The sequence below is a fragment of the Bacteroides sp. D22 genome (genome assembly GCF_000163675.1).
GTDB classification, from domain to species: domain Bacteria; phylum Bacteroidota; class Bacteroidia; order Bacteroidales; family Bacteroidaceae; genus Bacteroides; species Bacteroides xylanisolvens.
Window position 1 is genome coordinate 336,631 of the sequence record NZ_GG774795.1, and the last position, 24,154, is coordinate 360,784.

The 24,154-nt window shown below is 37.1% G+C and carries 22 protein-coding genes and 2 pseudogenes; 6 read left to right on the forward strand and 18 right to left on the reverse strand.

The features are described 5' to 3' along the window. Positions 1-156: 156 nt before the first annotated feature. The 12 genes and pseudogenes from HMPREF0106_RS22935 to HMPREF0106_RS22885 all read right to left on the reverse strand — a co-directional run. Entirely contained in the window at positions 157-1,404 is a 1,248-nt protein-coding gene (locus HMPREF0106_RS22935; RefSeq protein ID WP_009038830.1) for a glucosaminidase domain-containing protein, read from the reverse strand. Between the two features lie 6 nt (positions 1,405-1,410). Next, a pseudogene (locus HMPREF0106_RS22930) lies at positions 1,411-2,073 on the reverse strand (hypothetical protein). 26 nt (positions 2,074-2,099) lie between these two features. Then, positions 2,100-2,252 carry a hypothetical protein gene (locus tag HMPREF0106_RS27320; RefSeq protein ID WP_004310239.1) on the reverse strand — a complete coding sequence of 51 codons (153 nt, stop codon included), beginning with the start codon at positions 2,250-2,252 and terminating at the stop codon, positions 2,100-2,102. A gap of 125 nt (positions 2,253-2,377) precedes the next feature. Then, entirely contained in the window at positions 2,378-2,725 is a 348-nt protein-coding gene (locus tag HMPREF0106_RS22925; RefSeq protein WP_225493269.1) for a hypothetical protein, read from the reverse strand. A 1-nt stretch (position 2,726) separates the two neighbouring features. Then, positions 2,727-3,158, reverse strand: a complete 432-nt coding sequence (locus HMPREF0106_RS22920; protein WP_009038832.1) for a hypothetical protein — start codon at positions 3,156-3,158, stop codon at positions 2,727-2,729. A 579-nt stretch (positions 3,159-3,737) separates the two neighbouring features. Continuing rightward, positions 3,738-4,373 carry a recombinase family protein gene (locus tag HMPREF0106_RS22915; RefSeq protein WP_004307780.1) on the reverse strand — a complete coding sequence of 212 codons (636 nt, stop codon included), beginning with the start codon at positions 4,371-4,373 and terminating at the stop codon, positions 3,738-3,740. Positions 4,374-4,656: 283 nt separating this feature from the next. Then, positions 4,657-5,682 (reverse strand): DUF3871 family protein, encoded by a 1,026-nt coding sequence (locus tag HMPREF0106_RS22905; protein WP_004321954.1) that lies wholly within the window; start codon positions 5,680-5,682, stop codon positions 4,657-4,659. 691 nt (positions 5,683-6,373) lie between these two features. Then, a complete protein-coding gene (locus HMPREF0106_RS22900) occupies positions 6,374-7,366 on the reverse strand; it encodes a hypothetical protein (RefSeq protein ID WP_032850954.1) in 993 nt (330 codons plus the stop codon). 532 nt (positions 7,367-7,898) lie between these two features. Then, entirely contained in the window at positions 7,899-8,651 is a 753-nt protein-coding gene (locus HMPREF0106_RS22895; RefSeq protein WP_009038835.1) for a hypothetical protein, read from the reverse strand. Positions 8,652-8,675: 24 nt separating this feature from the next. Beyond that, entirely contained in the window at positions 8,676-8,864 is a 189-nt protein-coding gene (locus tag HMPREF0106_RS27635; RefSeq protein ID WP_010538578.1) for a hypothetical protein, read from the reverse strand. Between the two features lie 214 nt (positions 8,865-9,078). Continuing rightward, positions 9,079-10,842: a recombinase family protein gene (locus HMPREF0106_RS22890; RefSeq protein ID WP_009038836.1), complete on the reverse strand. Its 1,764-nt coding sequence runs from the start codon at positions 10,840-10,842 to the stop codon at positions 9,079-9,081. Positions 10,843-10,871: 29 nt separating this feature from the next. Further along, a pseudogene (locus HMPREF0106_RS22885) lies at positions 10,872-12,239 on the reverse strand (BT4734/BF3469 family protein); the annotation flags it as partial. 398 nt (positions 12,240-12,637) lie between these two features. Here HMPREF0106_RS22885 and HMPREF0106_RS22880 point away from each other — a divergent pair. The 3 genes from HMPREF0106_RS22880 to HMPREF0106_RS22870 all read left to right on the forward strand — a co-directional run bounded on the left by HMPREF0106_RS22880 (position 12,638) and on the right by HMPREF0106_RS22870 (position 15,279). Continuing rightward, entirely contained in the window at positions 12,638-13,246 is a 609-nt protein-coding gene (locus tag HMPREF0106_RS22880) for an HU family DNA-binding protein (protein WP_004316783.1), read from the forward strand. 181 nt (positions 13,247-13,427) lie between these two features. Then, positions 13,428-14,771, forward strand: coding sequence for a TPM domain-containing protein (locus tag HMPREF0106_RS22875; RefSeq protein ID WP_004316784.1), 1,344 nt, complete (start codon positions 13,428-13,430; stop codon positions 14,769-14,771). A 142-nt stretch (positions 14,772-14,913) separates the two neighbouring features. Next, complete coding sequence (locus HMPREF0106_RS22870; RefSeq protein WP_009038839.1) at positions 14,914-15,279, forward strand: MmcQ/YjbR family DNA-binding protein; 366 nt, start codon at positions 14,914-14,916, stop codon at positions 15,277-15,279. A gap of 13 nt (positions 15,280-15,292) precedes the next feature. Here the strand turns inward: HMPREF0106_RS22870 and HMPREF0106_RS22865 are convergent, their stop codons facing one another. The 5 genes from HMPREF0106_RS22865 to HMPREF0106_RS22845 form a co-directional block, all read right to left on the reverse strand. Beyond that, the gene (locus tag HMPREF0106_RS22865; RefSeq protein ID WP_008024979.1) at positions 15,293-15,778 is read right to left on the reverse strand and encodes a hypothetical protein; all 486 of its coding nucleotides are present in this window, start codon (positions 15,776-15,778) and stop codon (positions 15,293-15,295) included. A gap of 105 nt (positions 15,779-15,883) precedes the next feature. Next, positions 15,884-16,936: a hypothetical protein gene (locus HMPREF0106_RS22860; protein WP_009038841.1), complete on the reverse strand. Its 1,053-nt coding sequence runs from the start codon at positions 16,934-16,936 to the stop codon at positions 15,884-15,886. 79 nt (positions 16,937-17,015) lie between these two features. Then, a complete protein-coding gene (locus tag HMPREF0106_RS22855; RefSeq protein ID WP_032850955.1) occupies positions 17,016-17,333 on the reverse strand; it encodes a hypothetical protein in 318 nt (105 codons plus the stop codon). Continuing rightward, a complete protein-coding gene (locus HMPREF0106_RS22850) occupies positions 17,330-18,337 on the reverse strand; it encodes a hypothetical protein (RefSeq protein ID WP_009038843.1) in 1,008 nt (335 codons plus the stop codon). The genes HMPREF0106_RS22855 and HMPREF0106_RS22850 overlap by 4 nt, the downstream gene beginning before the upstream one ends. Before the next feature lie 16 nt (positions 18,338-18,353). Next, the gene (locus HMPREF0106_RS22845; protein WP_009038844.1) at positions 18,354-19,316 is read right to left on the reverse strand and encodes a bile acid:sodium symporter family protein; all 963 of its coding nucleotides are present in this window, start codon (positions 19,314-19,316) and stop codon (positions 18,354-18,356) included. A gap of 81 nt (positions 19,317-19,397) precedes the next feature. On the opposite strand from HMPREF0106_RS22845, the gene HMPREF0106_RS22840 reads away from it, so the two are divergent. The 3 genes from HMPREF0106_RS22840 (at position 19,398) to dnaA (ending at position 23,324) form a co-directional block, all read left to right on the forward strand. After that, entirely contained in the window at positions 19,398-20,657 is a 1,260-nt protein-coding gene (locus tag HMPREF0106_RS22840) for an N-acetylmuramoyl-L-alanine amidase (protein ID WP_009038845.1), read from the forward strand. A 9-nt stretch (positions 20,658-20,666) separates the two neighbouring features. After that, on the forward strand, positions 20,667-21,560 hold the full coding sequence (locus tag HMPREF0106_RS22835) for an MlaD family protein (protein ID WP_004299349.1): 894 nt from the start codon (positions 20,667-20,669) through the stop codon (positions 21,558-21,560). Between the two features lie 351 nt (positions 21,561-21,911). Beyond that, a complete protein-coding gene (gene dnaA, locus HMPREF0106_RS22830) occupies positions 21,912-23,324 on the forward strand; it encodes a chromosomal replication initiator protein DnaA (RefSeq protein ID WP_004299347.1) in 1,413 nt (470 codons plus the stop codon). 86 nt (positions 23,325-23,410) lie between these two features. Here dnaA and HMPREF0106_RS22825 read toward each other — a convergent pair whose 3' ends face one another. Beyond that, on the reverse strand, positions 23,411-24,154 hold the full coding sequence (locus HMPREF0106_RS22825) for an NADPH-dependent oxidoreductase (RefSeq protein ID WP_008024992.1): 744 nt from the start codon (positions 24,152-24,154) through the stop codon (positions 23,411-23,413).

Genomic DNA, 24,154 nt, shown 5'->3' on the forward strand with positions numbered 1-24,154 from the left:
TTTAATGGTCCTAATAATATCATCTTAGTTACAGGATAACCTCTACCTTTCCATGTAATTTTAGTAGATTCTTTAACAAAGAGAGCGTAGTCTACTAGAAGCAAACTCGATATAGCCATGTGTATCATTAGATACCATTTAATAATCTTGATAATTTTATTCTTCATCTGTAATTGGTTTTGGATATTTAGAGTTAAATCCACTAAGTGAATCTCTCAACAATGCTGACCCTCTGTTTGGGTCAAAGTTAATCCTCCCTCTAATCTTCATTTCTCTTGGTCTAACAAGAATCCCAGTTGCTGCACGTGCTTTCCAAGGAAAGTCATAAGTATCATGAACATATAAAGCTTTCTGATTAGGTTCCCACCTCATTCCAAACTTACCTAGCATACCCAATGGGTCTGATTCTTCTAGTTGCTTATCGTAACCTTGTTTTATTGCTCTCCCGTCTTCCACTTGCACCCACTTACTGGGATTCTCCATTACTTGTTTACCAGAATTATAAATTCTCTCTATATATTCCTTATCTGGCAAAGAAGGCTCCTTCTGTTTATATATGTCATAGTTCCTTACTATCCTGCCTGTATTCAAAGTATCTGCTATAGCTTGAATGTTGTAATCCATTCTAGGAGTAGTACCATAGAAGTCAGATGGTTGTTCTTTGGCTTCTCTCTTACGTTCTTCCTCCTGATAGTCCCAGTTTGTTTGAGCACCCTGTTTCATAGGCTGAACTTTATTAGGCAATCCTAGATAAGTCTTGTAATATTCATTCTCTTCACCATTTGCCATGTTTCCAAAGAATTTAGATGCCATCCAACTTGCAGCATCAAAACCACCTGTTGGGTCCCATTTCTTTAGTAATTCCTGTCTATCATTTAAAGTAGATTGGTTATAACCTCCGTCTTTACTATTATTAACCGATACTGGTTTACCTATCCTCTGAATCCCACTAGAAGGATTCTGATATTTAATAATACCGCCATTCTCTAACTGTTCACTTTGAGTAGGTGTAGTTTCTGGCTTAGGTTTATTAGATTTATATCTACTCCAATCGAAGCCAATTAATTGTTCTTCATTTCTGTTGGCAGCTTTTTCTCTATTGAACTGTCTTAATATTCTATTTCTAAGTTCTCCTACACCCTTTAATTTAGGAATCTTCATTCCTTCTTGGGCTTTAGCTATCTGATTATATACATTAGATAATGCTCTCTTATAATTAGGGTCAGTAGCATATCCACCTTTAACTACTCTATCAATAAAGTCTCCACCACTAAAAGCTTGATATCTTTTATTGTTTAGTAATGATACATGATAATTGGCATAATCATTTATATCTTTAAAGTCTCTAAAGCTATCATTTACATATACACCAATGAAAGATATATCTTCAATTCGTAGCACCATTGTTTTTTATAACTCATTTGTTGAGACATATTTGAATATATTTGGTAAAAGTTTCTCTACCTCTTTTCTTCTTGAATCTGTATACTTCAATTTCACTGTTACAATAATCTCACGTTCATAAGCTTTTTTATGAGTAGCTTTACTATAAAAACATCTACCACCCTTAGTATTACCTTCAATAGTATAACTATGGTCTGTAATATCTTTCTTGACAATTCTATTGCCTTGTTCTACTTCTGTATCAATCATTATATCAAACCATTCATGAAGCGAATAATCATCTTTAAAAACATCGAAGTAAGTAGCATACACATTCAAACAGATTGTACTATCTTCATTTACGAAATGATTTCCATTGCCTAAATCTGATTCTTCTCCATGTGTAAAGCTAGAGGGATATACTAAGAAATAATCAAAAGTTCTATTCCAATAAAACCTTGTATCATCATATTGGTATATCCCATTTCTATAATCAATCAGTTTCACACCTTTTACTCCTAATACCGAATCTACCCATTGCAAATATTTAGCTTATGATATTTCCAAAGTAGGATGATTGTCATATATAAATAAACTGTCAATAGTAGCCTGTATATTACTATCCTTTTTACTAGTACAAGATAGTAATAGCATTAATAGTAATATGTAAATCGCATATATATTCTTCATGAATAATACTATTCTCTATAAAATAATCAATTATTACATATAAGATAAATCGCCAAAACCACAACAGGAACGATGATATACAATGCTATTGCTCCTTCCTCAAAACTCCCATTTTCTTTACGTGGACAGGTAATATATGCTATTATCGCATAAATTATAATTCCTATTACTGCTCCCATAAATCTTTATTTTATCAGTTATGTTTTCTTTTGTTTTCAGATTTAACTATGAGTGAAAAGATAAAACCACCTACTGCTCCTGCTAATATTATCATTAAAAACTCTTCCATTAGCCTTCTTTTTATTTAGCCTTTTTTCAACTCGCAAGCTCCCCAAATTATAGCCACAATGTTTAATACACTGTACAATATAACGCTTCCCATTGAAAGAGGGAGAAACCTTGCTCCTAAATAGGTAGCAATAACTAACATAATAGGAGATGATGAGTCTCCATTATCATCTCCTTGCACAATATTCATTATAATGATATAAATAGCTGTTAAGGCAGAGTAAACAATTTGCTCATACTTCAAAATATCTCCCATTGTAGTATCACCTTCGATTGTGATAATAGAAAAAACTATATCCTTTAAAATCCAACCCAACAGGAAATAAACAAGTATTCCTACAATAATCCAACCAATCCTTGTCATGTCAAATAATATTTCGAATATTTTTAAATTTATCATTCACATTACCAAACTTACTATCAATGATAGATTTTATTTGTCCCATTGCATCTCTAACATAAGGCTCATTATCTTTCAGTATAGTAAATTTACGTTTTACAATAACATTAAAAGAGGAACTAAACAATATGCGTTCTTTTAGTTTCTTCATTATGTCATAAGTTCCATTGTACCCATTATTATAAGTCATTGGAAAATAACTTTGTCTCTGCTGTTGATAACGAGCTATCTGTATATCTTCTGCTATTCTATAATAAACATGGTTACTAATACTTATATCAACTTTATAAGTTCTTTCTCCACTCCAAAAACTATCCTCAACACAATACATAAAAACTTCATATCCTTTATACTCAAACCTTTGAGCATTTGATAAATCTCTTACAGTATATGCCATTATTTCTTTTTTTTGATTAATAAATTAATTTGTAGTATAAGTTGCTCAAAAATTGAGTTGGCTACTTGAAAGATAGTAGCAAAAGTTGTTTCTTAATGTCTGATTCGTAGTTATTTCACTTTAGGTATCTTGTTCCCTTTAGATACTGTTATACAATAAAAAAGGTGTGGAACGTATTGTCTTATCTCATTCTCTGGCTCTCGCATTGCCTTTGGTACGGATAAAACAATAGCCCACACCAATATTGACAATATCTAAAGCCTTAAAGATATAAGGTAGGTATATATCAAATGGTGTGGTGCTATTGCTATCATCTTCGTACCTTTGTTCAAATTTGCGAGATTTGAGAATGGAAGATAATTTCAATAACACCTTTCGTAATATGTCCTTTCAGCCCTAACACATTAGGTATCTGAAATTGCCACAAAGTTACGAAAAGCGTTTGTAATAGCAAGAACTATTGTTTATTAAAAGTTGAGAGCTATCCCTTCTTTATAAATCCATGGTAGTGGAAAAATTCAAGACTCCCCATACAAAAACTAAATCTCTGAATTTTTCCACCCCACCGATATTTCATGCTTATGGCTTTATAAACTGATTTTTTATCCGTTGAACGGTGGAAATACCAATACTTTGTAGCTTAGCTATATTTCTGATTGAATAGCCTTTTCTTAGTAAAGCAATGACTTCTTTATATTCTTCTTTCTTCTTATCATCCGTTTTGGTTGAACCTGTCTTTCTACCAAGTTTACCACCTTTGGCAATATAATTTGCCCTACCACTATTCAAACGGTATTGAATATTGCTTCTTTCGATATTTGCCATTTCTGCAAGTACTGTCACCATGATAGACGCTATTGGGTTAACTTCCCCATTTGGTTGCAAAGTATATAAGCCCAAGTTCTGTATGTAAACCGATACTTTCGATTCATGCAATATATCTAAAGAGCGAAGAACCTGTAATGTACTTCTTCCTAGCCTTGACAATTCAGATAAAAGTAGGATATTCACAGATTCACGTTTACAGTATTCCAGGCATTCCCCTAAAATCCGTCTTTCCTCAATTCTCTTTGCACCTGAAATATGCTCCTGGAATATATTCACAATTTCTATATCCTGTAAGATAGCATATTTCTTTAAATCCTCTATTTGTCTGCTCGTGTCCTGTCTGTCATTACTTGACGAAACACGAGCGTATATTACGGCTGTTTTCATTTTATTCTTTGATTAAATTGATAACATGAAAGAATGTGTTCAAAGCAACTTTGCAGATTTATTTGAACACATTTCTATTTTGAACACTAACGAGGTTTATTCGCTTCTTCAATATCCCATAAGCCAACTAAAAGAATAAGCAAGATTAACGGAACACAACCTGTTATAAAAGACAATACCACCCAAAAGAGCCAAACAAGTATCTTATAATAAAACATGATTTTTTGTTTTACGTAGTTAATAAAATAGGAGAATACCCATTTCTGAATATTCCCCTGTTTAATCAATCAATAAACCACTTATATTTAGTGTCTCCATGCAAAGCGGCATTTATTCCCGTTGCTATTTCGGTTGCATTTACCGCTCTATCCAAGAATGAATCTATATAACTGCTCTTGTTTGCTCCTGTCAATAGATTATACAATTTCCACATACTTATGTCATTCCCCAAGCTCCCAAAGTTCTTATCATTGATATATGCTTTTGCAACTGTATTTATTTGCGAATCAGTGATGAGCATTTTAGGAATATCTTTCTGATAACCTTGTGGCAATGATTGATAAAGTCTCATTCTACCAAGTAATTGGCAAAATTGATGTTCTGTGAGATATGAGTTACTAAGTGTTCGCATTAAGTGTAGATGTTTTGCAGGTTGGTAACTCTGAAACATTTCCAATACAGCCCGATATAAATCTTTGGTATTAGTAACTTCCAAGCAACTAAGAAAACCGTCTGTTGATACACACAAGTTTGTACAAACTTTACAAGTAAAGCCAATAAATACCTTAAACCTTTCTGCTCCTTTCTTTGAATACAGATTTGTGTGATTATAAGCTCTCACACCACCAATAGTAAGAGTTAGCTTATTTCCGTTCACCGTTTCGTAAATCGTAGGAATCTGAATAATAAAAGCACATCTTTCGTAGTAGATAGTCTTATCACTTTCAAGAAGTTGATTTGCAGGTTTGTGTATTGCTTCGGGTATTCTCCCCTTGATAATGTGACTTACACGAATATCGGGCTTATCAATGCTTTCACCACTGAAAAACGTATTTGCAGCGTCATAAACAGTATCAATAAATGCAGGATGAGGAATTGTAAGCTCATTATCTTTGGCGAATACGGGTGTAATACAATCTTCTTTTAAATGTTGCATTGTTACCTCTAGCGTATTAGCTTCCAAGAAATGAGGATTCTCTTTTTTAACTTTTGGTTGTTCTTCGATTATTACCGCTTCTTCTGCATACTCACCAAAGTTACTTTCTCTTCTTACCTGTGGCACATTGCCAATAATTTGTAGATTTCTCATAACGAATAAAATTTTAAATGATTTATAAATTGATTACGTGGATTGAAATATATTTCGTTTTCTATCCAACTACCCTCGGGGGACGTTAGAACTACTCTACTCATTCGTACGTAACTTTCAATTCAGTAAATCATAGGAGAAATAAGCTGATATATATTTAAGCTCCTATTTTTATAGGTAGGGGGGATTATATATAAGTACCTATACTTTATTGCGTGCCTATGTATTACTATGCACTATAATAGAAAGGAGAGTATTATACTACTATATAAAGATACACTAAGTAGTAATATCAAAGAATGAGCATTGTTTATTTTTTTACCTTGTTTATTATGAGTAACTTTGAGTATTCTTAAAAATCAAGAACTACCTGTTTGACAATGATTCAACTCCTTGAATTATATGTAAATCAAACAGGTCATAGTTGCATTTTCCCACACTTCCATTGGGAAAATTAACTCCCATATTTAAAATTGCGAACTGCTATATCCCTTGTATTAGACAGGAATTTAGAAGTTCCACAAAAAAAGCCGCAGTTGAGCACATTTGTAAGTGTACTCGCTTGCGGCTATTTTTGTTTTTAGTTGGGAGTAGACTAATTTATTCGTCAAAGTCTCTATAATGAGCTTATTTGACCTTAGTAAGCATCTTTTCCTATACTTCATTTATCGAGTTTTCTAATAAACTAGGTTCAATCGTCACAATCCCAAACTGCTGATTTTTGTAACTTTTCGGGATAAATACTTCTAGCTGCTATAAACGGATATTCACTTTCATTGTTTATACACATCTCTACTATTTGTGGCTTTCTTGTTTTTGTATTTATGTTTAAAAATACTTTTTTAAAATACTCCCAATGTGGTTCTTCTGGAAGTGTTGGAAATCTCATGGGTAAAAGAATAGCGTTTATATAAGCTTCAAACATTAAAGGGGGATATTCTTTACATCTTACTGCTTTTGCATTATATATATTCCACCTGTCAAATATATAAGGAGCACACATTAGAAGCCCGTCACATTCCATTGGATTACCTTTGCTACTAAATTCATATCTATTCGGTGGTACTACTTCTTTTTCTAAACAATACTTATATATACTATTATATACCCTATCTTCTAATGTACCATTGAGATTAAGTAGAAAGGAATCTTCTAAAATGATATACCCACGTGGTATAGCTCTTATTAATCCTAAATTCTCACACCTACTCAATAAACTTTTAACTTTCTCCCTGCACATCTTTAACTCTTCTGCTATGGACTTTATATTTGCTTTCTCCTTTCTGCAAATAGGAGTATAAATCTTAGTAGTACCTATGTCACATAAACAAGCAAGACGAATTAAAAAGCCTTTTATCTCGTTCTCAATATCTGTCCTGTATATAAACTGTGGATTTAAAAAGTAGAATCTTTGTGGTTCATGGAAATAGTATAAATTCTTTTTCCGTTTATCTCCCTCATAAGGTACACCAAGAGCTTTATCAATTTCTTTTTTATCCTCTTCATTATTGGGATTCAAAGTTTTTATGGATAATATTGATTTATATTCTTTCAATTTGCCAATATAGCCCTCAACTGTACTTTCAGATAAATTTAGTTCTTCTTGCATCTTTTTCTCGCCAATAGCGGAAGCACATTCTTTATTGCATTTAGTCCGTATATAATAAAGTAATAATGCTTCCATATTGGCACTTTTACTTTGAGGAATACGTATCAGGTCTTTGTTTACCGTTATATATTTCATCAGTAGCTATGAAGTCGTGGTTATCAATCAAAACAATCTCCTGTTTTTCTTTTTCTATCTTCCTGTATCGTGAAGTACCAAAAAATATCTTAGCTTCTTTTCTATTCTTAAAAATTATTCCTGTTGGTTTGTGTAGTATCATATATAAAATACGAAAAACGGGGTGTACCCCTATGGATATTAGTATATTTTGTATTAGTATATTATCCTTGAGTATCTGACACTTTGAAAAACGAGAATCTGACACTTTATAAAAATCTTGTTTAGTTTGCAACCGTACTAGGAAGTATATCGTATTGGCAACGGGATTACTTTGGTCATTAAAATAGATACCTCTTTTTCTTACTAATTTTCTGTACTTGTGATTGCCAAAGAATATTTTGGTTTCTTTTTGTGTTGTAGAGTTTAATTTTGCAGATAGATTCCTAATCCCTGTTTTCCCTAATCAAATAATTGTTTAGAGGTAAAATATTTACACGGATATTTGCCGTTGTATAGTCTGATGTTCTTGCAAACAATTATATGTAATCCAATCTTTTATATTGTTTTTGATATGCACATTCGTAAAACTCTGTAATTCATTAATAAGGCTTGATACTTTATTCTTGGGTGGTTCTAGCAACTGAATCATCTTATTAGTATTCTTACCTATATTGACCTGCTTTGGCTTGCAACGTCTTATGAAGTCAACCATTTCATCCAAATCAAAATCCATAATTGGCTCAACTGTTACATAGGTATCTATGTCTAAATCTGCTATATCTTCCATAGCTTTTACTCTATCTTCGATTTTTGGAGAACATTGCATCACATCTTTATAAAATCTATTTGTTTCAATTGTAGTACAAACAGTTGAATATTTAAACACTGGATGTTTAATAAATTCCAATATCCTCTTTGGATTTTTAGATTGGAATAAGTATCTATTGCTAAAGAATAGTGTATTACATGCAGCATTACAATAATCCAATGTCTTGACTATCCAGCTATTCGGAATGTCATTGGCAAACAAGTCTATGCCACTCCCCACAAATATGAAATTGTTACTTCCTAAATCTGTTCTAAATTCATTATAATCCAATCTAGGTTCATTAGCAAATTCATTGTGCCTTATATCCTTTTTCATATAACAATATCTACAATTATGGAAACAGTCGCCTTTTACTGTATTCCATGTGTGCGTTACAAATTCATACATTTCTCCACCAGCTTTATTTAAGCCCATAATTATTGCTGTTTATATTCTAAGTTAAAATCTGTATGTCTTGAAAATCTGTACTTGTGGTGCATAATATATAGTATATACCTTCTTCTTTATCTGTTTTCTAGTCTTAATGTAGCCGTTCAAACTAGCCCACATACCGATGTGTACCTTGTTATCTGAAACTCCATGTAACAATGCTTTTTTTCTGATTTCTTCATAGGTGAATGTTTGCATAGTAGTGTTTTAAATAAAAAATGGTGATAAAATAGTGTATCTTTTGTGCCTGTGCTATCTTATATACTATTTGTAATATATTGATACAAAGGTACTAAGTTTTTAGGGAGTGACCTAATACTAGTACCACAAACTGAAAAAAACGACTAGAAGCATTAATAAAGTGTGATTACTGAATATCAAACCGATAAAAAGTATGTACATTAAAAGATTGTTACTTTTTGCTTCTCCTATTGATTGTTCTCTTTGTGTAGTCTGGTTTCCACTCTCTAAGGACTTCTGTTTTATTGTATTTTTCTAGTAAATCCCACACTTCTTGAAAACTATAGTCACCACATACATCATTATCAAACATATCATTATTTCCAGCAGTTATAGAAAAATCAGGCAATATATCCCTTACAGAAGAATAGAGCTTGTTTATCAACAATTTATCTTTCTTATTAAAAGTAATAGTTTCGTCACTGGCAAAAGCGTATTCTATTCTAAACTTGGGTTTGTTCACATTATAAAGAACATTATATTCAAGCCCACTGGCAAATAATACAGTGAATACCTTTTGATTCGTTTTTACGGAATAAATCTTGATAGCTTCAATTACTTTATGAAGTATGTCATATTTTTCCGATTCATCCGTAATATCTATGTCTTTAATTTCCTCAATGGCTTTTATCCTTCTTTGAATTGCCTGTTTTTTACTTTCAATAATGTCTATTTCTTTTTGATAATCATTAGCTTCCGTACTCATTTTGTTAAAATCCTCCATTTTGCTAGTAAACACTGTAGGGTTAGTGTCTCTAATTAAAAGAAGGGTATCAAATAGCTTAGCTGCATCTTTATTGATTTTATCTCTTTGCATCTCAAAATTGTTTTTCGACTCTGACAATTTAGATAGTTGTTCTTGATAGGGTTCAATCCGTTCTTGTGCCTTGCTAGATGCAATAGTACTCTTAAATAGTCTCTCAACTAAATTCCAAATTATAGGTTCAATATTGGTTGCACTAATACCTGCACTATGACAATCTGCAACATAATTAGCTCTAATGTTATCAAACCTCGTTTGGCAGGCATATATACTTCTACCACTGTTGCATATATACCTTCTACCACAATCTGTACAAAATATCAATGCTCTTAACAATGGTTTATTAACCATTTCAGACTTACTTCTATTCCTTCTTTCAGTCAATTCCTTTTCAGATTGTTCAAATACTTCTTCACTTACTATTGGTGGTGCTGAAACTAACTCAACAACTTTTTTATTTCTAATAGTCATTGTATATTTCGGCACTCCTTTATATACAGGATTATGCAATATATCTCTTACTGTTGCTAAACTCCAATTAGGATTGCCTTTTTTTGTTTTTATACCCTCACTAGTTAAAATTTTACTAATCCTATTGGTTGATACTCCGTCTATAGATAATTGATACATCCTTCTAACAACTTCTGCTTCATCTTCATTTATTGTTAATTGCTTTGTTGTCAAATTATAATTATAGCCATAGGGGGCTATAGGAGTATAACTATGCCCTTCTTTTAGAATATATCTTCTTTTACTGGAAATTGTTCGTTCTTTCAAGGTCTCTATTTCTTGCTCTGCTATCATTGATATTACTCCAATGGTAAACATTGCGTTCTTGTTTTCCGTGCCGTCATCATTCAAAGTATAGAGACCTTCTTTTTTAGTAAAGATACAGATTCCCTTATTAGCGAAATTCTTTACCGTTTGCTGAATGAAGATAGACCTTCGAGAAAGCCTAGATAATTCCCACACTAAAATAATATCAATATCATTTTTAGTTAATTTCTCTAGTTTCTTAAATTCTGTTCTATCATCTTTAAAACCAGAAACTTTCTCTTCAAAAATATATTTTACCTCAATATTATTACGGGCAGCATAATCCTTCAATTCATCCGTTTGCTTACCATAATCTTGTATTTCTGTAGATACTCTACTGTAAATTGCACCTCTCATAAATCTTGGCTATTTTAATATAGTACAAAGATAATAAATGGTAGTATTATGTGCAAATGTTTTTTATCCATTCCCCTCCAATGGGCAACCATATTCAAAAACCACCGACGGAACAACGGCGCCCAATGTGGATTATCACAGGGAACACGGTTGGCCAGTTCCAAAATCCGGTCTTTACCATCCCAGTGAGGCAGATGATACAAAAAATCCTCCACAGGCTGATAAACAGGCACATGATCAGAATCCAAATAGCGGATTACGTCCCTATCCCACATTTTCACCCCTTCATACATCGCATTCATCGTGATACTCGCCAGCACCCGCTTGTCTACCGGACGAAAATAGAAATTAAAACTATTCCGTTCGCGATATTCCACTTCCGTGGTCAGCGTATTGTATCGAAATTCATAACGGCGCTTCATAAATTCGTCCATCTGCATGGCGAAAAGCTGTTCGGCCGTCAGACTGCTCTTCTTGCCGAATCCCTTGGCGGAACGGTAGACACTTTTCACAGTTTCGCGAATCAGTAACTCGTCCGAAGGGAGCCGGTAGTGCGCCTTTGTCCACCGCACAGTATCTTCTTCGGGGATACCTGCCCGAAAGCAATGCTCCGCCAAACACACTAGTAGCGGTTGCAGATCGTCTCCTTCCCGGTATCCGTCCAGTTCTTCGAGCGCCCTGTTGAATGCAGCGGAGAAAAGCACCGACAATGCTTCATAATTTTCATATCCGGGCGCCATTCGCTGCAAAGGAGAATCAGTTTCCCGCGTTCGTTTGATAAAAGTCGTTTCGGACGGAAGACTGACGGGCTGCTTCATATAAATGGGCATTGCTTTCGGATTGAAATAAAGTTCAGGATCATACGTCAGCCTGCAATATTGTTCGAGCGACGGTTCTTTCAGTTCGATATCAAAAGGCAGTTGTGGCTGATAATATTTCACAGCCGTCTGATAAGCATGCGCGTGAAAAAGTTCCGCTTGCTCGCGTAAAGTCGGCAAGCGGTCGTCCGGATAGGTGAACCGCACCCATATCTTTACTGATTTGCCGGAAGATCCGGTAAAAGCAAGGTATGTTTGCGGAAGCTCTTTGACCAGTTCTTTTATTTCGTCAGCTTCCGCCCTCCCCGAAAGGTTATTGACTTCCATCATCACTATGCCGTTATATTCATTCAGGGTCATTACCCCTTCTTTACGGACAAAAGCTGCGGCAGGCATCACTTTGGGAACTTTACGCACCTCTTCAATCGAATTTCCCGGAAGAGTATACCGCAAGACTTCCCTCATCTTTGAGACGGGCTGCGCCTTGACTTCCGTTTTCATCTGCTCCAAAAGGAGCTCCATTTTCAACGTCCGTAAGGTTTTTACCTTGCCATCGTCTCTGACTAATGTTATTCTCATCTTTTTTTATTATTATTTCCAGTAAAAGGAAAGCTGCACTACAGCCATACAAAGATACAACATGCTCTTCGCCCAAACAAATTTCACTGCTTTTATTTGCTACGCCACACGACTTTATTTTATAGAAATAATGCTTACTAAATTTGCGAATAAAGGCAGGATAATGTATCTTTGCAGGCAGTAAGACTTCAGCCCGCATAAGTGTGCCGTACAGCCCACCTATGCGGGCTGTATAGTTTACATTCGTGGGCTGTAGAGCCCACAAATGTGTGCCCAAGAAAAGCCACTGATTCCAGTTGATTATCCAGGTTGCAATTGTAGGTTATCTTACTGCAAGACAATCATTAAAATGCCTATTAAAAGGCGTTTTAGCCACATTAACCCATAATAGAAAAGACATGTACGCAAAGTATGATTTTCGCAAAAAGCCGTCTTCGAAAGAAGACGAAGACGAACAGCCGTTGTATCCCCGCATCGTATCGAACGGAACCATCGACTTTCAACAAATTGTAAAAGAGATCGCTCAAGCTTCCAGCTTTACGCCGGCAGATATTGAAGGAGTTCAACTGGCTATTGAAAATAAAATATCCGAATATTTAGTCAGCGGACATCACGTTCAGTTGGGAAACCTTGGATATTTTTCAGCCAAGCTGAAAGCACGTCCGGTGATGGATGCCAAAGAGATACATGCACAGTCCATTTATTTCGATAATGTAAATTTTCGTCCATCATCTTCTTTCCGAAAGAAGGTTCGCGGATTTGTGGAAAAAGCGAAGTCGGGATTTGCACATTCCGCCGAAGTTCCGGTGGAAGAACGTCGCCGCAGGTTGGAGAAGTTTCTGGATGAACGACCGATGATACGACGCAAAGAGTATACGCAACTGACGGGACTACTAAAGAACAAAGCGCTGAATGAATTGAACGGATGGGTAAAGGAAGGAGTACTTGACACCATTGGAAGCGGCAGTCATAAAATTTATGTGCGAGTTAATACCATGAAAGATTAAACAGTAAAAACAGTGGAATAAGAATGATAGATACCCATATTTCATGAAGAAAGTATGATAGATACAAAATTTCAGAGACATCTATCATTCTTATTCATCAGATTATAACTATATTAGCAAAAAGAATGAGAGTTATGATAGTTATTTTCTACTCTAAGAACAATCAGTTAATAACAAAACAATGAAAGATAAAACACAAAAAAGCTTCAGGGGAATAGCCCGGACATTACTTCTTGTTTTCTGTTATGCCTTTGGTAGTCATACTTTTGCATTGGCTTTAGAGCACGAACAAACAGTAGAAACTTATAAAGTAACAGATGTCCCCAATCCGCGTAATGAAAGCTCTTCCAATTGGGTTAGCAATCCGAATCAGATATTGGATGAAAGTTATGTGTGGGAGATAAATAATATGTTGTCACAGTTAGAAGATTCATTGAGTATTGAAGTGGCGATTGTTGCGCTCTCTTCTATCGGAGAAGATATTCCGGCAGAGTTTGCCCACAAGCTTTTTGAGCACTGGGGCATCGGAAAGAAAGCGGACGACAACGGATTACTGATTCTTTTAGTACTCGATCAACGTAAAGTCACTTTCGCAACCGGATACGGTTTAGAAGGAGTACTTCCCGACGCTTTATGCTTTCGCATTCAACAGAATGAAATGGTTCCGTGGTTTAGAAAAAACGACTTTGACAGAGGAATGACAGAGGGAGTCCGGGCTGTAACATTGGTGCTTTATGGAAGCGACTATGAACCAGTTTCTCAAAGCACTTCTGATAATTACTGGAAAAGTGCCAGCAATACGTTGTGGAATTTTCTGGCAAATCAGTCGCCTATGCTTTGGATATTCTTGATACTGGTAAATGTTCTCACTTATCGCATGAAGGTAAATAAAGCTCGCCCCAAAGACGGTTCAGCATTAGCAGCAATCAAAGTCCTGACACTTTACAGCCCACTTGGATGTCTTGTGTTGTTTTTTCCGGTCTGGCCTGCACTTATTGCGGCATCCTTATGGTATAAGTTCTACCAAAAACAACGTGTTATTTTGCAGAGTAAGACCTGCGACTCTTGCAAAGCTGTGGCTTTACAACTTTTATCCAATGAGCTTGCAACCCCTTTATTATCTGCTTCCGAACAAATGGAACACAAACTAGGTTCTGCCATCCACCGTATTTATCAATGTACTTCCTGCGGCTGGATATTGCGGTATAAATCTGTCGTCGGAAGCGAATATAAGATGTGTAATCAATGCCATACCATTGCTTCCAAGCGTATCAGTCCGTGGAAAACAGTTAAAGAAGCCACATATTCCGATGCCGGATTGGAGGTTGCCGACTATCTTTGCCTAATGTGCGGAGATAAAAAGCAGGCAACACAGAAGATTCCCCGCAAGACACCCCCAAATAGTGACAGTCCTAGTAATAGTCACAGTAGCAGTAGCAGCAGTAGTAGTAGCGGCAGCAGTAGCAGTAGCGGCAGTTTTGGTGGTGGACGTAGCGGTGGCGGTGGAGCGTCAAGTAGTTTTTAAGATCGGCTATTCATTTGAAGAAGTCGACTAACCAAACAAAGACGTGGAAACACATCTCACCTGAATATTTTCATAGAAAAATGGTTATCCACTCCTTTATTCTAACTATTTTTGCATAGATAACCGAACATAAAAAAGTGAAATGAATATTGAAGAATTTAGAGAATACTGCCTGTCTTTTAAGGGAGTCCATGAAAAGATGCCGTTTCCCAATGTGCCCGACAAATATAGCCGTGACGTTCTATGCTTTTATGTAGCGGACAAATGGTTCTGTTTCGTTAACATTGAGATTTTCGATTTTTGTTGTATCAAATGCAACCCTGACGAATCCGGAGAACTGCAGACTGAATATACCGGCATAAGACCAGGATGGCACATGAACAAGAAATATTGGATCAGTGTTTATTTCAACCAAGATGTACCTGATGAGAAAATCAAAGAGCTTGTAAGCAACTCCTACGATATTGTAGTTAAAAGTTTGACAAAGAAAGAACGGGAAATGCTATAAATAAAGGGAGGATTCAAAAACCTCCCAAATGTAAATCTTGTATTTTGTTTTCTTTCCAAAAAACAGTGAAATTATAATTTACACCACTATTCCTGTAAAACACAATCTCCCAACTATCACTATATAGTACAGCCGGCACGATCGTATAGGGATAAAAATCATCCTGCCAGGATCCGTATATTTTTTCTTTATGTTTCTGCTGGCTTTTGCTGGACAGCATGCTATCTAGTTGTTCTGCCATAGGTACCCAGTTCTGCAATAGCACCTGTAATTCCAATAATTGCCTGGAGAACGGAGCAGAAGCGTCCCCTTCTATCAATACAAGAGTTTCTACCGAGTAAAAAGGCAATTGCACTGCACCACTCCAAAGGTAACATTTATCTCGCCACCAATCACAAACCTTACAGGTAAAGATGCCCAAACCTTCCACTTTATACTCTCTCTTAGTTCCAAACAACTCGTTCATCAGTGTCTTGAATACTTTCATTACTTTTCCCATCGTTTTCTTTTTTTTAGTATGCACTAACAATGTTACTATGATTTCTGGAATCTTACCGCTTGCTATGTGGGTGTGTTTGTGTGCATATTGTTCAATTTTAAGTTTTTATTCTTCGTAATAAGTAAAGATACGCTCGACATAAGGTTTTAATATACGACCGAGCCCCGTACCAAAATCAACATAATCTTTAAAATTCTTTGTTTCAATCCAGTTACCATTCGCATCACAGCCGTAGTCTTGGAAGTCTTTGTAGAGTATTTCAAATCCTGGCCGCTCGTCAATCGGCCGTCCTTGTTCATCGTATTTCTCTTGCACGATACTATTACGAACAACGGTTTTCAGTTTACCGTTCGGATAATATTCACGTTTACACCAGGACTCTAACTCTTTATTACCTTCATCGTCAATCCTATATTTTTTCACAACGCGGTTACTGTCACTGTATTCATAGATGAAATGCGTTTCCGACCTATCACGACTCAACAAATCATACACTTGGGTCTGCGCCAACAAGCCATTTGTATCATACTCATAGACTGTTTTTCCCGATAATTCCCCTATATTATAATATTCCCTCTTCTCTACCAACAAATCATGTTCGTTATAATCATATTCGGTCATAGCCGGTTTGTCAATCGTGCCGTCAATCTGTTTGGTTCGGATAAGATTTCCCCTGTCGTCATAAGTATTTATCTCCCCATGGGAATCACTATACACAATTTCCAGTAGTTTCCCGTCAGTATTATACTTACTGACAATCGTACTGTTAGTTTTCGGAAAGCTAAGTGTAGATGTATGTCCCCAAGTCTCATAGGTATAATCGGTCTTTCGGATAATATTTTCTTGTTTATCGTACTCGTTGCATTGAGCAAGATTGCCGTCGATATTGAAATGAAAATGGTAGTGATGTATTCCGTCCTCTTCCCATTTCTCGCCTTTTTTGAATTTCGTCGAAAAGAAAGACGATGTATTTTCCGGACGATAATAATAGATATCCAACGTTTTGACTTTTCCGTTCAACCCCATCCTGCTTTTGTCGTTATTGACAGAATCTATTGTCGGGGGAATGTATTTCAAAGGAGATTGTCGGCAACCTGCAAATATCGATATAATCAAACTTCCTAAAATAACAAGGACTACAACGGCTTTATTTTTCATGTTTTCTTTGTGTGTTACAATGTTTCGACGCAAAGATAACAAAAAAGAACCAGTTCTAAAATATAACTGACGTAAAAGATTACTTTCGTGTTATTATAATATCATCAAAGCAGAGTTCCAATGACTGATTATCGGGTTTATACTCTGTCCAATCTTTCGGATCGCCCCTTTCGTTGTCTATCATTAAATGATAATAAGAGAAGCCAGAGCGTGGATCAGGCAATCTATGAATCTTATAGCTCCCTACAGTTGCCAACTCATTATCTTCAACGACTTTCAGCCAGCCTAAAGCCTTGTCTAACTGTTGAAGATGAGATAACTTATCCTGCTCGCCTTGTTTTAAAGCGTCAACTGTTTTTGTTCTTTCGTTTTGTAATAACTCTATTATATCTTTCATGCTTTCCACTCGGTTAGTATTGAATTAAAATCTTCAAGCATCAAGTCGAAGTCATAATCCAGCTTCTTCTTTTTTAGCTTGTCAGTTACGTGGTTTAAAGCAAACAGAATATATTCACTTAGCTTTAACCTCTGTTCGGAATGACTTAATTCGCTGAATTCTTTTTCAAGGTTTAGTCCGATTCTAATTTTCCCGGTATCTGCCCTGAATGGTCCAAATTCAAAACGATTGCGAAGGATATATCCGTTCTTCTCTATTTCTTGCCTGGTAAACATAGTGAGCAGTGTCCGATAGAAATCTTTTTGTTTCAATTTCAACTTTTCATCGGCTATGATATAGTTTGTTTTACAATGGTCGTGGTCATAATAACTATACGAACAATTAATTATAATTCGATTAATAGCACGTCCGTATATTTCGGGGCGCATCCTTCTATCCAACTCCGGTTTCAGTTCTTTGTCAACGCTCTCGATTACTACCTTGGAGTTTTCATAGCAGTTACCAATTGTCCGCTTTATCCAAACCGGATTTTTAGGAATCCAGTTTCTCTGGCTTTCAAGCCTTATATCCTGTATATCTTCCTTTATCTCATATTCCCAAAATACGGATTGCTTTTGATTCGGGTCGTCAGGACTGAAACAATAACTTGTCCTTCCCTGCTCCATAGTAAAACCGTTGACTCTTTTCGACCAAATGGCATCGACAAAACGAGTTTCTCCAAATTTATTTTGAAAACAAGTCGCGGGATTTCCATTAAAGAATTGTCCTCTCAATGCTTCGACGGGTTCGTGATTTCCCCAGCCGATAATAGCCAGACTCTCGCAAAGGCGAACGGCTTTATTCCATTCTCCGGCATTTTTATAATCCGCATATTTCAGAAACTCGGCAAACAAGCGTTCGCGCAACTGTTCTATTTCTGATTGAGACTGCAAAAATTCTTCCAGTTCTTTTAAGTCTTCTATTTCAAATATCTTTTGCTCCACCACATTTGCCCTTAATTTCAATCTCAGTTTTTTAGTATTATGCAGAAATCTCAGCCTCTTTCTTTCTCTTTTTCCACAACTGCCACGAATTGATAATATTCTGCCACAACACATACGAACCGGGAGCCACAGAAGACAATGGATTCAAATAAGTATGTGCCATCCAAATAGCCAGAATTGTATTCTTTTGTCCCAACGCCTGCCCGCCACTGATACGGTCATTATAAATTGAGCCGATTGTCTTCCCCAAAAAGAACTGCAAACAGCAGGCAATCAGCGCTCCGACAGCAATCATGATTTCCGTAAAACCATCCGCTGGGTCATTGAGCAAGGAATACAATGTCTGCGCTGTTACGATAGCTAAAGACACAGCCCACAAATAAAAAGCAAGTTCATGATAGCCCAATAACTTCTGATGCACTTTTGGCAAACACTTACTCAACAACCAGGCCACCAAAAAAGGACAAATCAACAACGGAAATACCTTACCTAAAATAACAAGAAACGCCTCCCAAAAAGTGACATCAGGATGCACCTCCACCAAAGGAAAAAGAATAGGCACAGCAATAGCCGCACCGATATTTGCTATCAATGTATAAGTAGTCAGACTGGCTGCACTCCCACCCAACTTGGAAGTAATCACCGCAGCAGCCGTTGCCGTAGGACAAATAACACAAACCATCACTCCCTCTGCTACTATTTTATCAAAGCGATAAAGCAACAAATAAGCAGCCAACGCTCCGCCAATCTGAATCAATAACAACCACATATGGAGAGGTTTAGGCTTCAAATCACGAGGAGATACCTTACAGAAGGTCAATAGCAACATCGTAAAAATAAGATAGGGAGTCAGAAAAGAAAGGCTGATAAACAGCGGATAACCTATAGCACCTACCAGCATAGCAATAGGTAACGTCCAATTCTTCAAAAACTTAAGCATCGTCGTACATTTTAACTTCGAAGCACAAAGTAACGGAGATTTCAGGAAAAAAGCTACCATTAAACCGAAAAAAACACAAAACTTAATGGCAAATAATGAGTTTTCTACAAATTTCTACTACATTTGCACCGTATTATAGATATGAAACTGAATAGACCGTACATATTATACATATTCATTTGCCTCTGGCTACTTTTTCTACCCTCATGTACTAACCACTTATGGGGGAAGGATTTTGTAGTAGTTATCGACGCAGGACATGGCGGACATGATCCGGGCGCCATCGGCAAAATCTCGAAAGAGAAAAATATCAATCTGAACGTCGCCCTGAAAGTGGGAAATCTGATTAAAAGGAATTGCGACGACGTCAAAGTGATTTACACTCGTAGCAAAGATGTATTCATCCCTTTAGACCGACGCGCAGAAATTGCGAACAACGCGAAGGCTGACCTCTTTATTTCCATTCACACCAACGCACTGGCTAACAACCGTACCGCAAAAGGTGCTTCAACCTGGACACTGGGTTTGGCCAAATCAGACGCTAATCTGGAAGTTGCCAAGCGAGAGAACTCCGTAATCCTCTACGAAAGTGACTACAAAACAAGATATGCCGGTTTCAACCCGAACTCTGCCGAGTCATATATTATATTTGAATTCATGCAAGATAAATACATGGAGCAGAGTGTACACCTGGCTTCGCTGATGCAGAAACAATTTCGCCAAACTTGTAGAAGAGCAGACCGTGGAGTGCATCAAGCCGGATTCCTTGTCTTAAAAGCGAGTGCCATGCCGAGCATTCTGATAGAACTAGGATTTATCTCTACGCCCGAAGAGGAGCGCTATCTGAATTCCGAAGAAGGGGCCGGCACCATGGCAAAAGGCATCTACCGTGCTTTCTTAAATTATAAGAGAGAACATGAACTGCGCCTAACGGGAGTCAGCAGAACGATCGTCCCAACCGAACAGGAAGAAGACAATGCCCCGGCAATTGCCCAAAAGGATACCGAAAGCGTGAACACAGCTCTCCAACAGGAAAAGCTATTGGCCGAAGCAAAAACAAAACCTGCCGCGACAGCAAAAACAGCACCGAAACGCCCAATTGTAGTAGAGAGTACAACCAATGACAGTGAAATTACGTTTAAGATACAGATACTTACTTCTTCCAAACCTCTCGCCAAAAACGACAAACGGCTGAAAGGACTGAAAGAGGTAGATTATTATAAGGAAGGGGGAATATACAAATATACGTATGGAGCCTCCGCCGATTATAACAAGGTGTTGCGTACGAAGCGCACCATTACGGCACAATTCAAAGACGCCTTTATCATCGCTTTCCGGAACGGCGAGAAAATGAACGTCAATGAAGCGATTGCCGAATTCAAGAAAAGAAGAAATAAATAAAAAGATAAAATGAAGTACATTACAAAAGAAGTCAGAATAGGTATTGCAGGTATCGTTGCACTATGTGTGCTTATATACGGAATTAACTGGCTGAAAGGTATACACATGTTTCAACCTTCCAGCTATTTCTATGCCAAATTTGAAAACGTAAACGGACTCACCAAATCAAGCCCGGTATTTGCCGACGGTGTTCGTGTAGGTATCGTGCGTGACATCTATTATGATTATGCCAAACCCGGAAATGTAATTGTCGAAGTGGAACTGGACACGGAACTGCGGATTCCCAAAGGAAGTAGCGCCGAGCTTGTATCCGAACTTATGGGAGGCGTACGCATGAATATTCTTCTGGCAAACAACCCGCGCGAAAAATATGCCGTAGGAGATACGATCCCCGGCACACTGAACAACGGAATGATGGAAAGCGCGGCGAAACTGATCCCCAAGGTAGAAGAAATGCTTCCGAAACTGGATTCTATCCTCATCTCTCTGAACAATATATTAGGAGACAAGAGCATCCCTGCCACCCTGCACTCGATAGAGAAGACAACCGCCAACCTGGCAGTAGTCAGTTCGCAGGTAAAAGGGCTGATGAGTAATGACATACCTCAACTCACCAGTAAACTGAACACCATCGGAGACAACTTCGTTGTCATCAGCGGAAATTTGAAAGAAGTAGACTATGCAGCCACTTTCAAAAAAATAGACGAAACGCTGGCTAACGTAAAAATACTTACAGAAAAATTAAACAGCAAAGATAACACTATCGGACTGCTCTTCAACGACCCGACTTTATATAATAATCTGAATGCAACAACTGAAAATGCAGCCAGCTTATTAGAAGACCTGAAAGAGCATCCGAAACGGTACGTTCACTTCTCATTATTCGGCAAGAAAGACAAGTAGCAAATTATCGTTATATAGATTTTATCTAAATAACGAAGGGCTTTCAAAAGAAAGTAGATTGCTCTTCAAATGTCTATCTACAAACCGAAATAATATTCCCGTACAAACGTACAAAAGTGAGAAAAAAGGCTAAAATTATATATATAAGACATTAACATACAGATACTTATAAAACTGCAAGAGAGGGTAAACAGAGTGTGTCCGACAACAAACGCATAAGTCATTGAAAGTAAACACATTATTGTTAGCATGAAAAAAACAAGAAATAATAGATTTGTTTTTTCCGAATAAGATTCCCAATTTTGCAAACGTAGAAGTTTTGCTTAATTAATAAATGTATTAAAAGTTACTATGATTGAATCAAATCATGTCGTACTTTGGAACCGCTGTCTCGACGTTATTAAAGACAATGTTCCCGAGACGACATATAATACTTGGTTTGCCCCTATTGTTCCGTTGAAATATGAGGACAAAACGTTGATCTTACAGATCCCGAGCCAGTTTTTCTATGAAATACTGGAAGAGAGATTCGTAGATCTTATACGTAAGACATTATATAAGGTCATTGGCGAAGGAACCAAGTTGATGTACAATGTCATGGTGGACAAGACTTCGATTCCGAATCAAACCGTGAATCTCGAAGCAAGCAATCGTTCTACGGCTGTTACTCCCAAAAGCATAATCGGAGGAAACAAAGCTCCCAGCTTCCTACAGGCTCCTGCCGTTCAGGATTTGGACCCGCATTTGAATCCCAATTATAATTTTGAGAACTTCATTGAAGGATACAGCAATAAACTTTCAAGAAGTGTGGCGGAAGCCGTAGCGCAAAAACCGGGAGGGACTGCTTTCAACCCGTTATTCCTTTATGGAGCATCCGGAGTAGGAAAGACGCACCTGGCAAACGCAATAGGCACGAAAATCAAAGAAATTTATCCAGAGAAAAGAGTATTGTACGTTTCGGCACATTTGTTCCAGGTACAATATACGGATTCTGTACGCAATAACACGACCAACGACTTTATTAACTTTTACCAGACGATCGATGTATTAATCATTGATGATATTCAAGAGTTTGCCGGTGTCACCAAGACGCAGAACAACTTCTTCCATATCTTCAATCATTTACACCAGAACGGCAAACAGCTCATATTAACTTCAGACCGTGCTCCTGTATTGTTGCAAGGTATTGAAGAACGCCTCCTGACCCGTTTCAAATGGGGTATGGTAGCCGAGCTTGAAAAGCCGACGGTAGAACTTCGCAAAAACATTCTACGCAACAAGATACACCGCGACGGATTACAATTCCCGCCGGAAGTGATTGATTATATTGCCGAAAATGTGAATGAAAGTGTACGCGATCTGGAAGGTATCGTCATTGCTATCATGGCTCGTTCCACTATTTTCAACAAAGAAATAGATTTGGATTTGGCACAACACATTGTACATGGCGTGGTTCATAACGAAACAAAAGCGGTTACCATCGATGATATCCTCAAAGTGGTATGCAAACATTTTGATCTGGAACCGTCTGCCATACATACAAAATCCAGAAAAAGGGAAGTCGTTCAAGCACGACAGATCGCCATGTATCTAGCTAAAAACCACACAGACTTTTCAACTTCTAAGATAGGTAAGTTTATCGGTAACAAAGACCATGCAACGGTACTTCACGCCTGCAAAACCGTAAAAGGACAATTGGAGGTGGACAAAAGCTTTAGTGCAGAAGTACAGGAAATAGAATCGTTACTGAAAAAGAGAAACTGAAATTAAGTATTAAGTATTATCCATGCGGACAGGCTTTATTATGCGGTTTCGCACCAGGGTAATACTTAATACTTTATACTTAATACTTATTTCAAGAATCCTTGCTGGCGAAGTACTTTCAATAGATTTTCGGACATAAATTCGTTATCTTTCTTTGTGTAACGCACATCCGTAAAGACTTGAGCCAATGTTTCTTTTTTATTTTCTTCGATAAACTGCTTGTTTTCCGGCAATGATTCTTTGTAGGCATAGAGTTTATCTATTTCTTCCGGTGTATAGTCGTGATATTTTTCATCGTGCACGGCAGCTTCCAAAGGCAAGCGGTCTACTTGTGCGGGAATACCATCCGGATAGCCTACCGTTATTGTGGTGAGAGGGAATACCAGTTCGGGGAGTTGGAGGGTATCAATAATCATTTGAGGATTATAAGTGGTAGTTCCCAAATAACAAATGCCGAGTCCTGCTTCTTCCGCCAGTGTACAAAAAGTCTGTGCAACAAGCAAAGTATCCATAGACGCATTCATAAAAGACATTAAATTATCGTAGCCCGGCACAGCTTTCCGCTGTTCACACCATTTACTGAAACGACGGAAATCAGCACAAAAAGTCAGTACGACCGGAGCATTTTTTACCATCGGCTGATTGAAATGAGCAGGCGAAAGTTTCTCCTTCATTTCCGCATCGCGAGTCACAATCACACTATAAAGTTGCATCCCACCCATCGTAGAAGCACGGAAAGAGGTTTCAAGCAAATCATTTAACAAACTCGGATTTATATCTTTAGGCAGATATTTCCGGATAGTTCTTCTGTTCTTTACGGTTTCAAACAT

Coding starts and splice junctions, on each gene's coding strand:
- HMPREF0106_RS22935 (WP_009038830.1), bottom strand. CDS start 1,404: ATGGTGCTACGAATTGAAGATATATCTTTCATTGGTGTATATGTAAAT.
- HMPREF0106_RS27320 (WP_004310239.1), bottom strand. CDS start 2,252: ATGGGAGCAGTAATAGGAATTATAATTTATGCGATAATAGCATATATT.
- HMPREF0106_RS22925 (WP_225493269.1), bottom strand. CDS start 2,725: ATGACAAGGATTGGTTGGATTATTGTAGGAATACTTGTTTATTTCCTG.
- HMPREF0106_RS22920 (WP_009038832.1), bottom strand. CDS start 3,158: ATGGCATATACTGTAAGAGATTTATCAAATGCTCAAAGGTTTGAGTAT.
- HMPREF0106_RS22915 (WP_004307780.1), bottom strand. CDS start 4,373: ATGAAAACAGCCGTAATATACGCTCGTGTTTCGTCAAGTAATGACAGA.
- HMPREF0106_RS22905 (WP_004321954.1), bottom strand. CDS start 5,682: ATGAGAAATCTACAAATTATTGGCAATGTGCCACAGGTAAGAAGAGAA.
- HMPREF0106_RS22900 (WP_032850954.1), bottom strand. CDS start 7,366: ATGGAAGCATTATTACTTTATTATATACGGACTAAATGCAATAAAGAA.
- HMPREF0106_RS22895 (WP_009038835.1), bottom strand. CDS start 8,651: ATGGGCTTAAATAAAGCTGGTGGAGAAATGTATGAATTTGTAACGCAC.
- HMPREF0106_RS27635 (WP_010538578.1), bottom strand. CDS start 8,864: ATGCAAACATTCACCTATGAAGAAATCAGAAAAAAAGCATTGTTACAT.
- HMPREF0106_RS22890 (WP_009038836.1), bottom strand. CDS start 10,842: ATGAGAGGTGCAATTTACAGTAGAGTATCTACAGAAATACAAGATTAT.
- HMPREF0106_RS22880 (WP_004316783.1), top strand. CDS start 12,638: ATGTACGCAAAGTATGATTTTCGCAAAAAGCCGTCTTCGAAAGAAGAC.
- HMPREF0106_RS22875 (WP_004316784.1), top strand. CDS start 13,428: ATGAAAGATAAAACACAAAAAAGCTTCAGGGGAATAGCCCGGACATTA.
- HMPREF0106_RS22870 (WP_009038839.1), top strand. CDS start 14,914: ATGAATATTGAAGAATTTAGAGAATACTGCCTGTCTTTTAAGGGAGTC.
- HMPREF0106_RS22865 (WP_008024979.1), bottom strand. CDS start 15,778: ATGGGAAAAGTAATGAAAGTATTCAAGACACTGATGAACGAGTTGTTT.
- HMPREF0106_RS22860 (WP_009038841.1), bottom strand. CDS start 16,936: ATGAAAAATAAAGCCGTTGTAGTCCTTGTTATTTTAGGAAGTTTGATT.
- HMPREF0106_RS22855 (WP_032850955.1), bottom strand. CDS start 17,333: ATGAAAGATATAATAGAGTTATTACAAAACGAAAGAACAAAAACAGTT.
- HMPREF0106_RS22845 (WP_009038844.1), bottom strand. CDS start 19,316: ATGGTAGCTTTTTTCCTGAAATCTCCGTTACTTTGTGCTTCGAAGTTA.
- HMPREF0106_RS22840 (WP_009038845.1), top strand. CDS start 19,398: ATGAAACTGAATAGACCGTACATATTATACATATTCATTTGCCTCTGG.
- HMPREF0106_RS22835 (WP_004299349.1), top strand. CDS start 20,667: ATGAAGTACATTACAAAAGAAGTCAGAATAGGTATTGCAGGTATCGTT.
- dnaA (WP_004299347.1), top strand. CDS start 21,912: ATGATTGAATCAAATCATGTCGTACTTTGGAACCGCTGTCTCGACGTT.
- HMPREF0106_RS22825 (WP_008024992.1), bottom strand. CDS start 24,154: ATGTTTGAAACCGTAAAGAACAGAAGAACTATCCGGAAATATCTGCCT.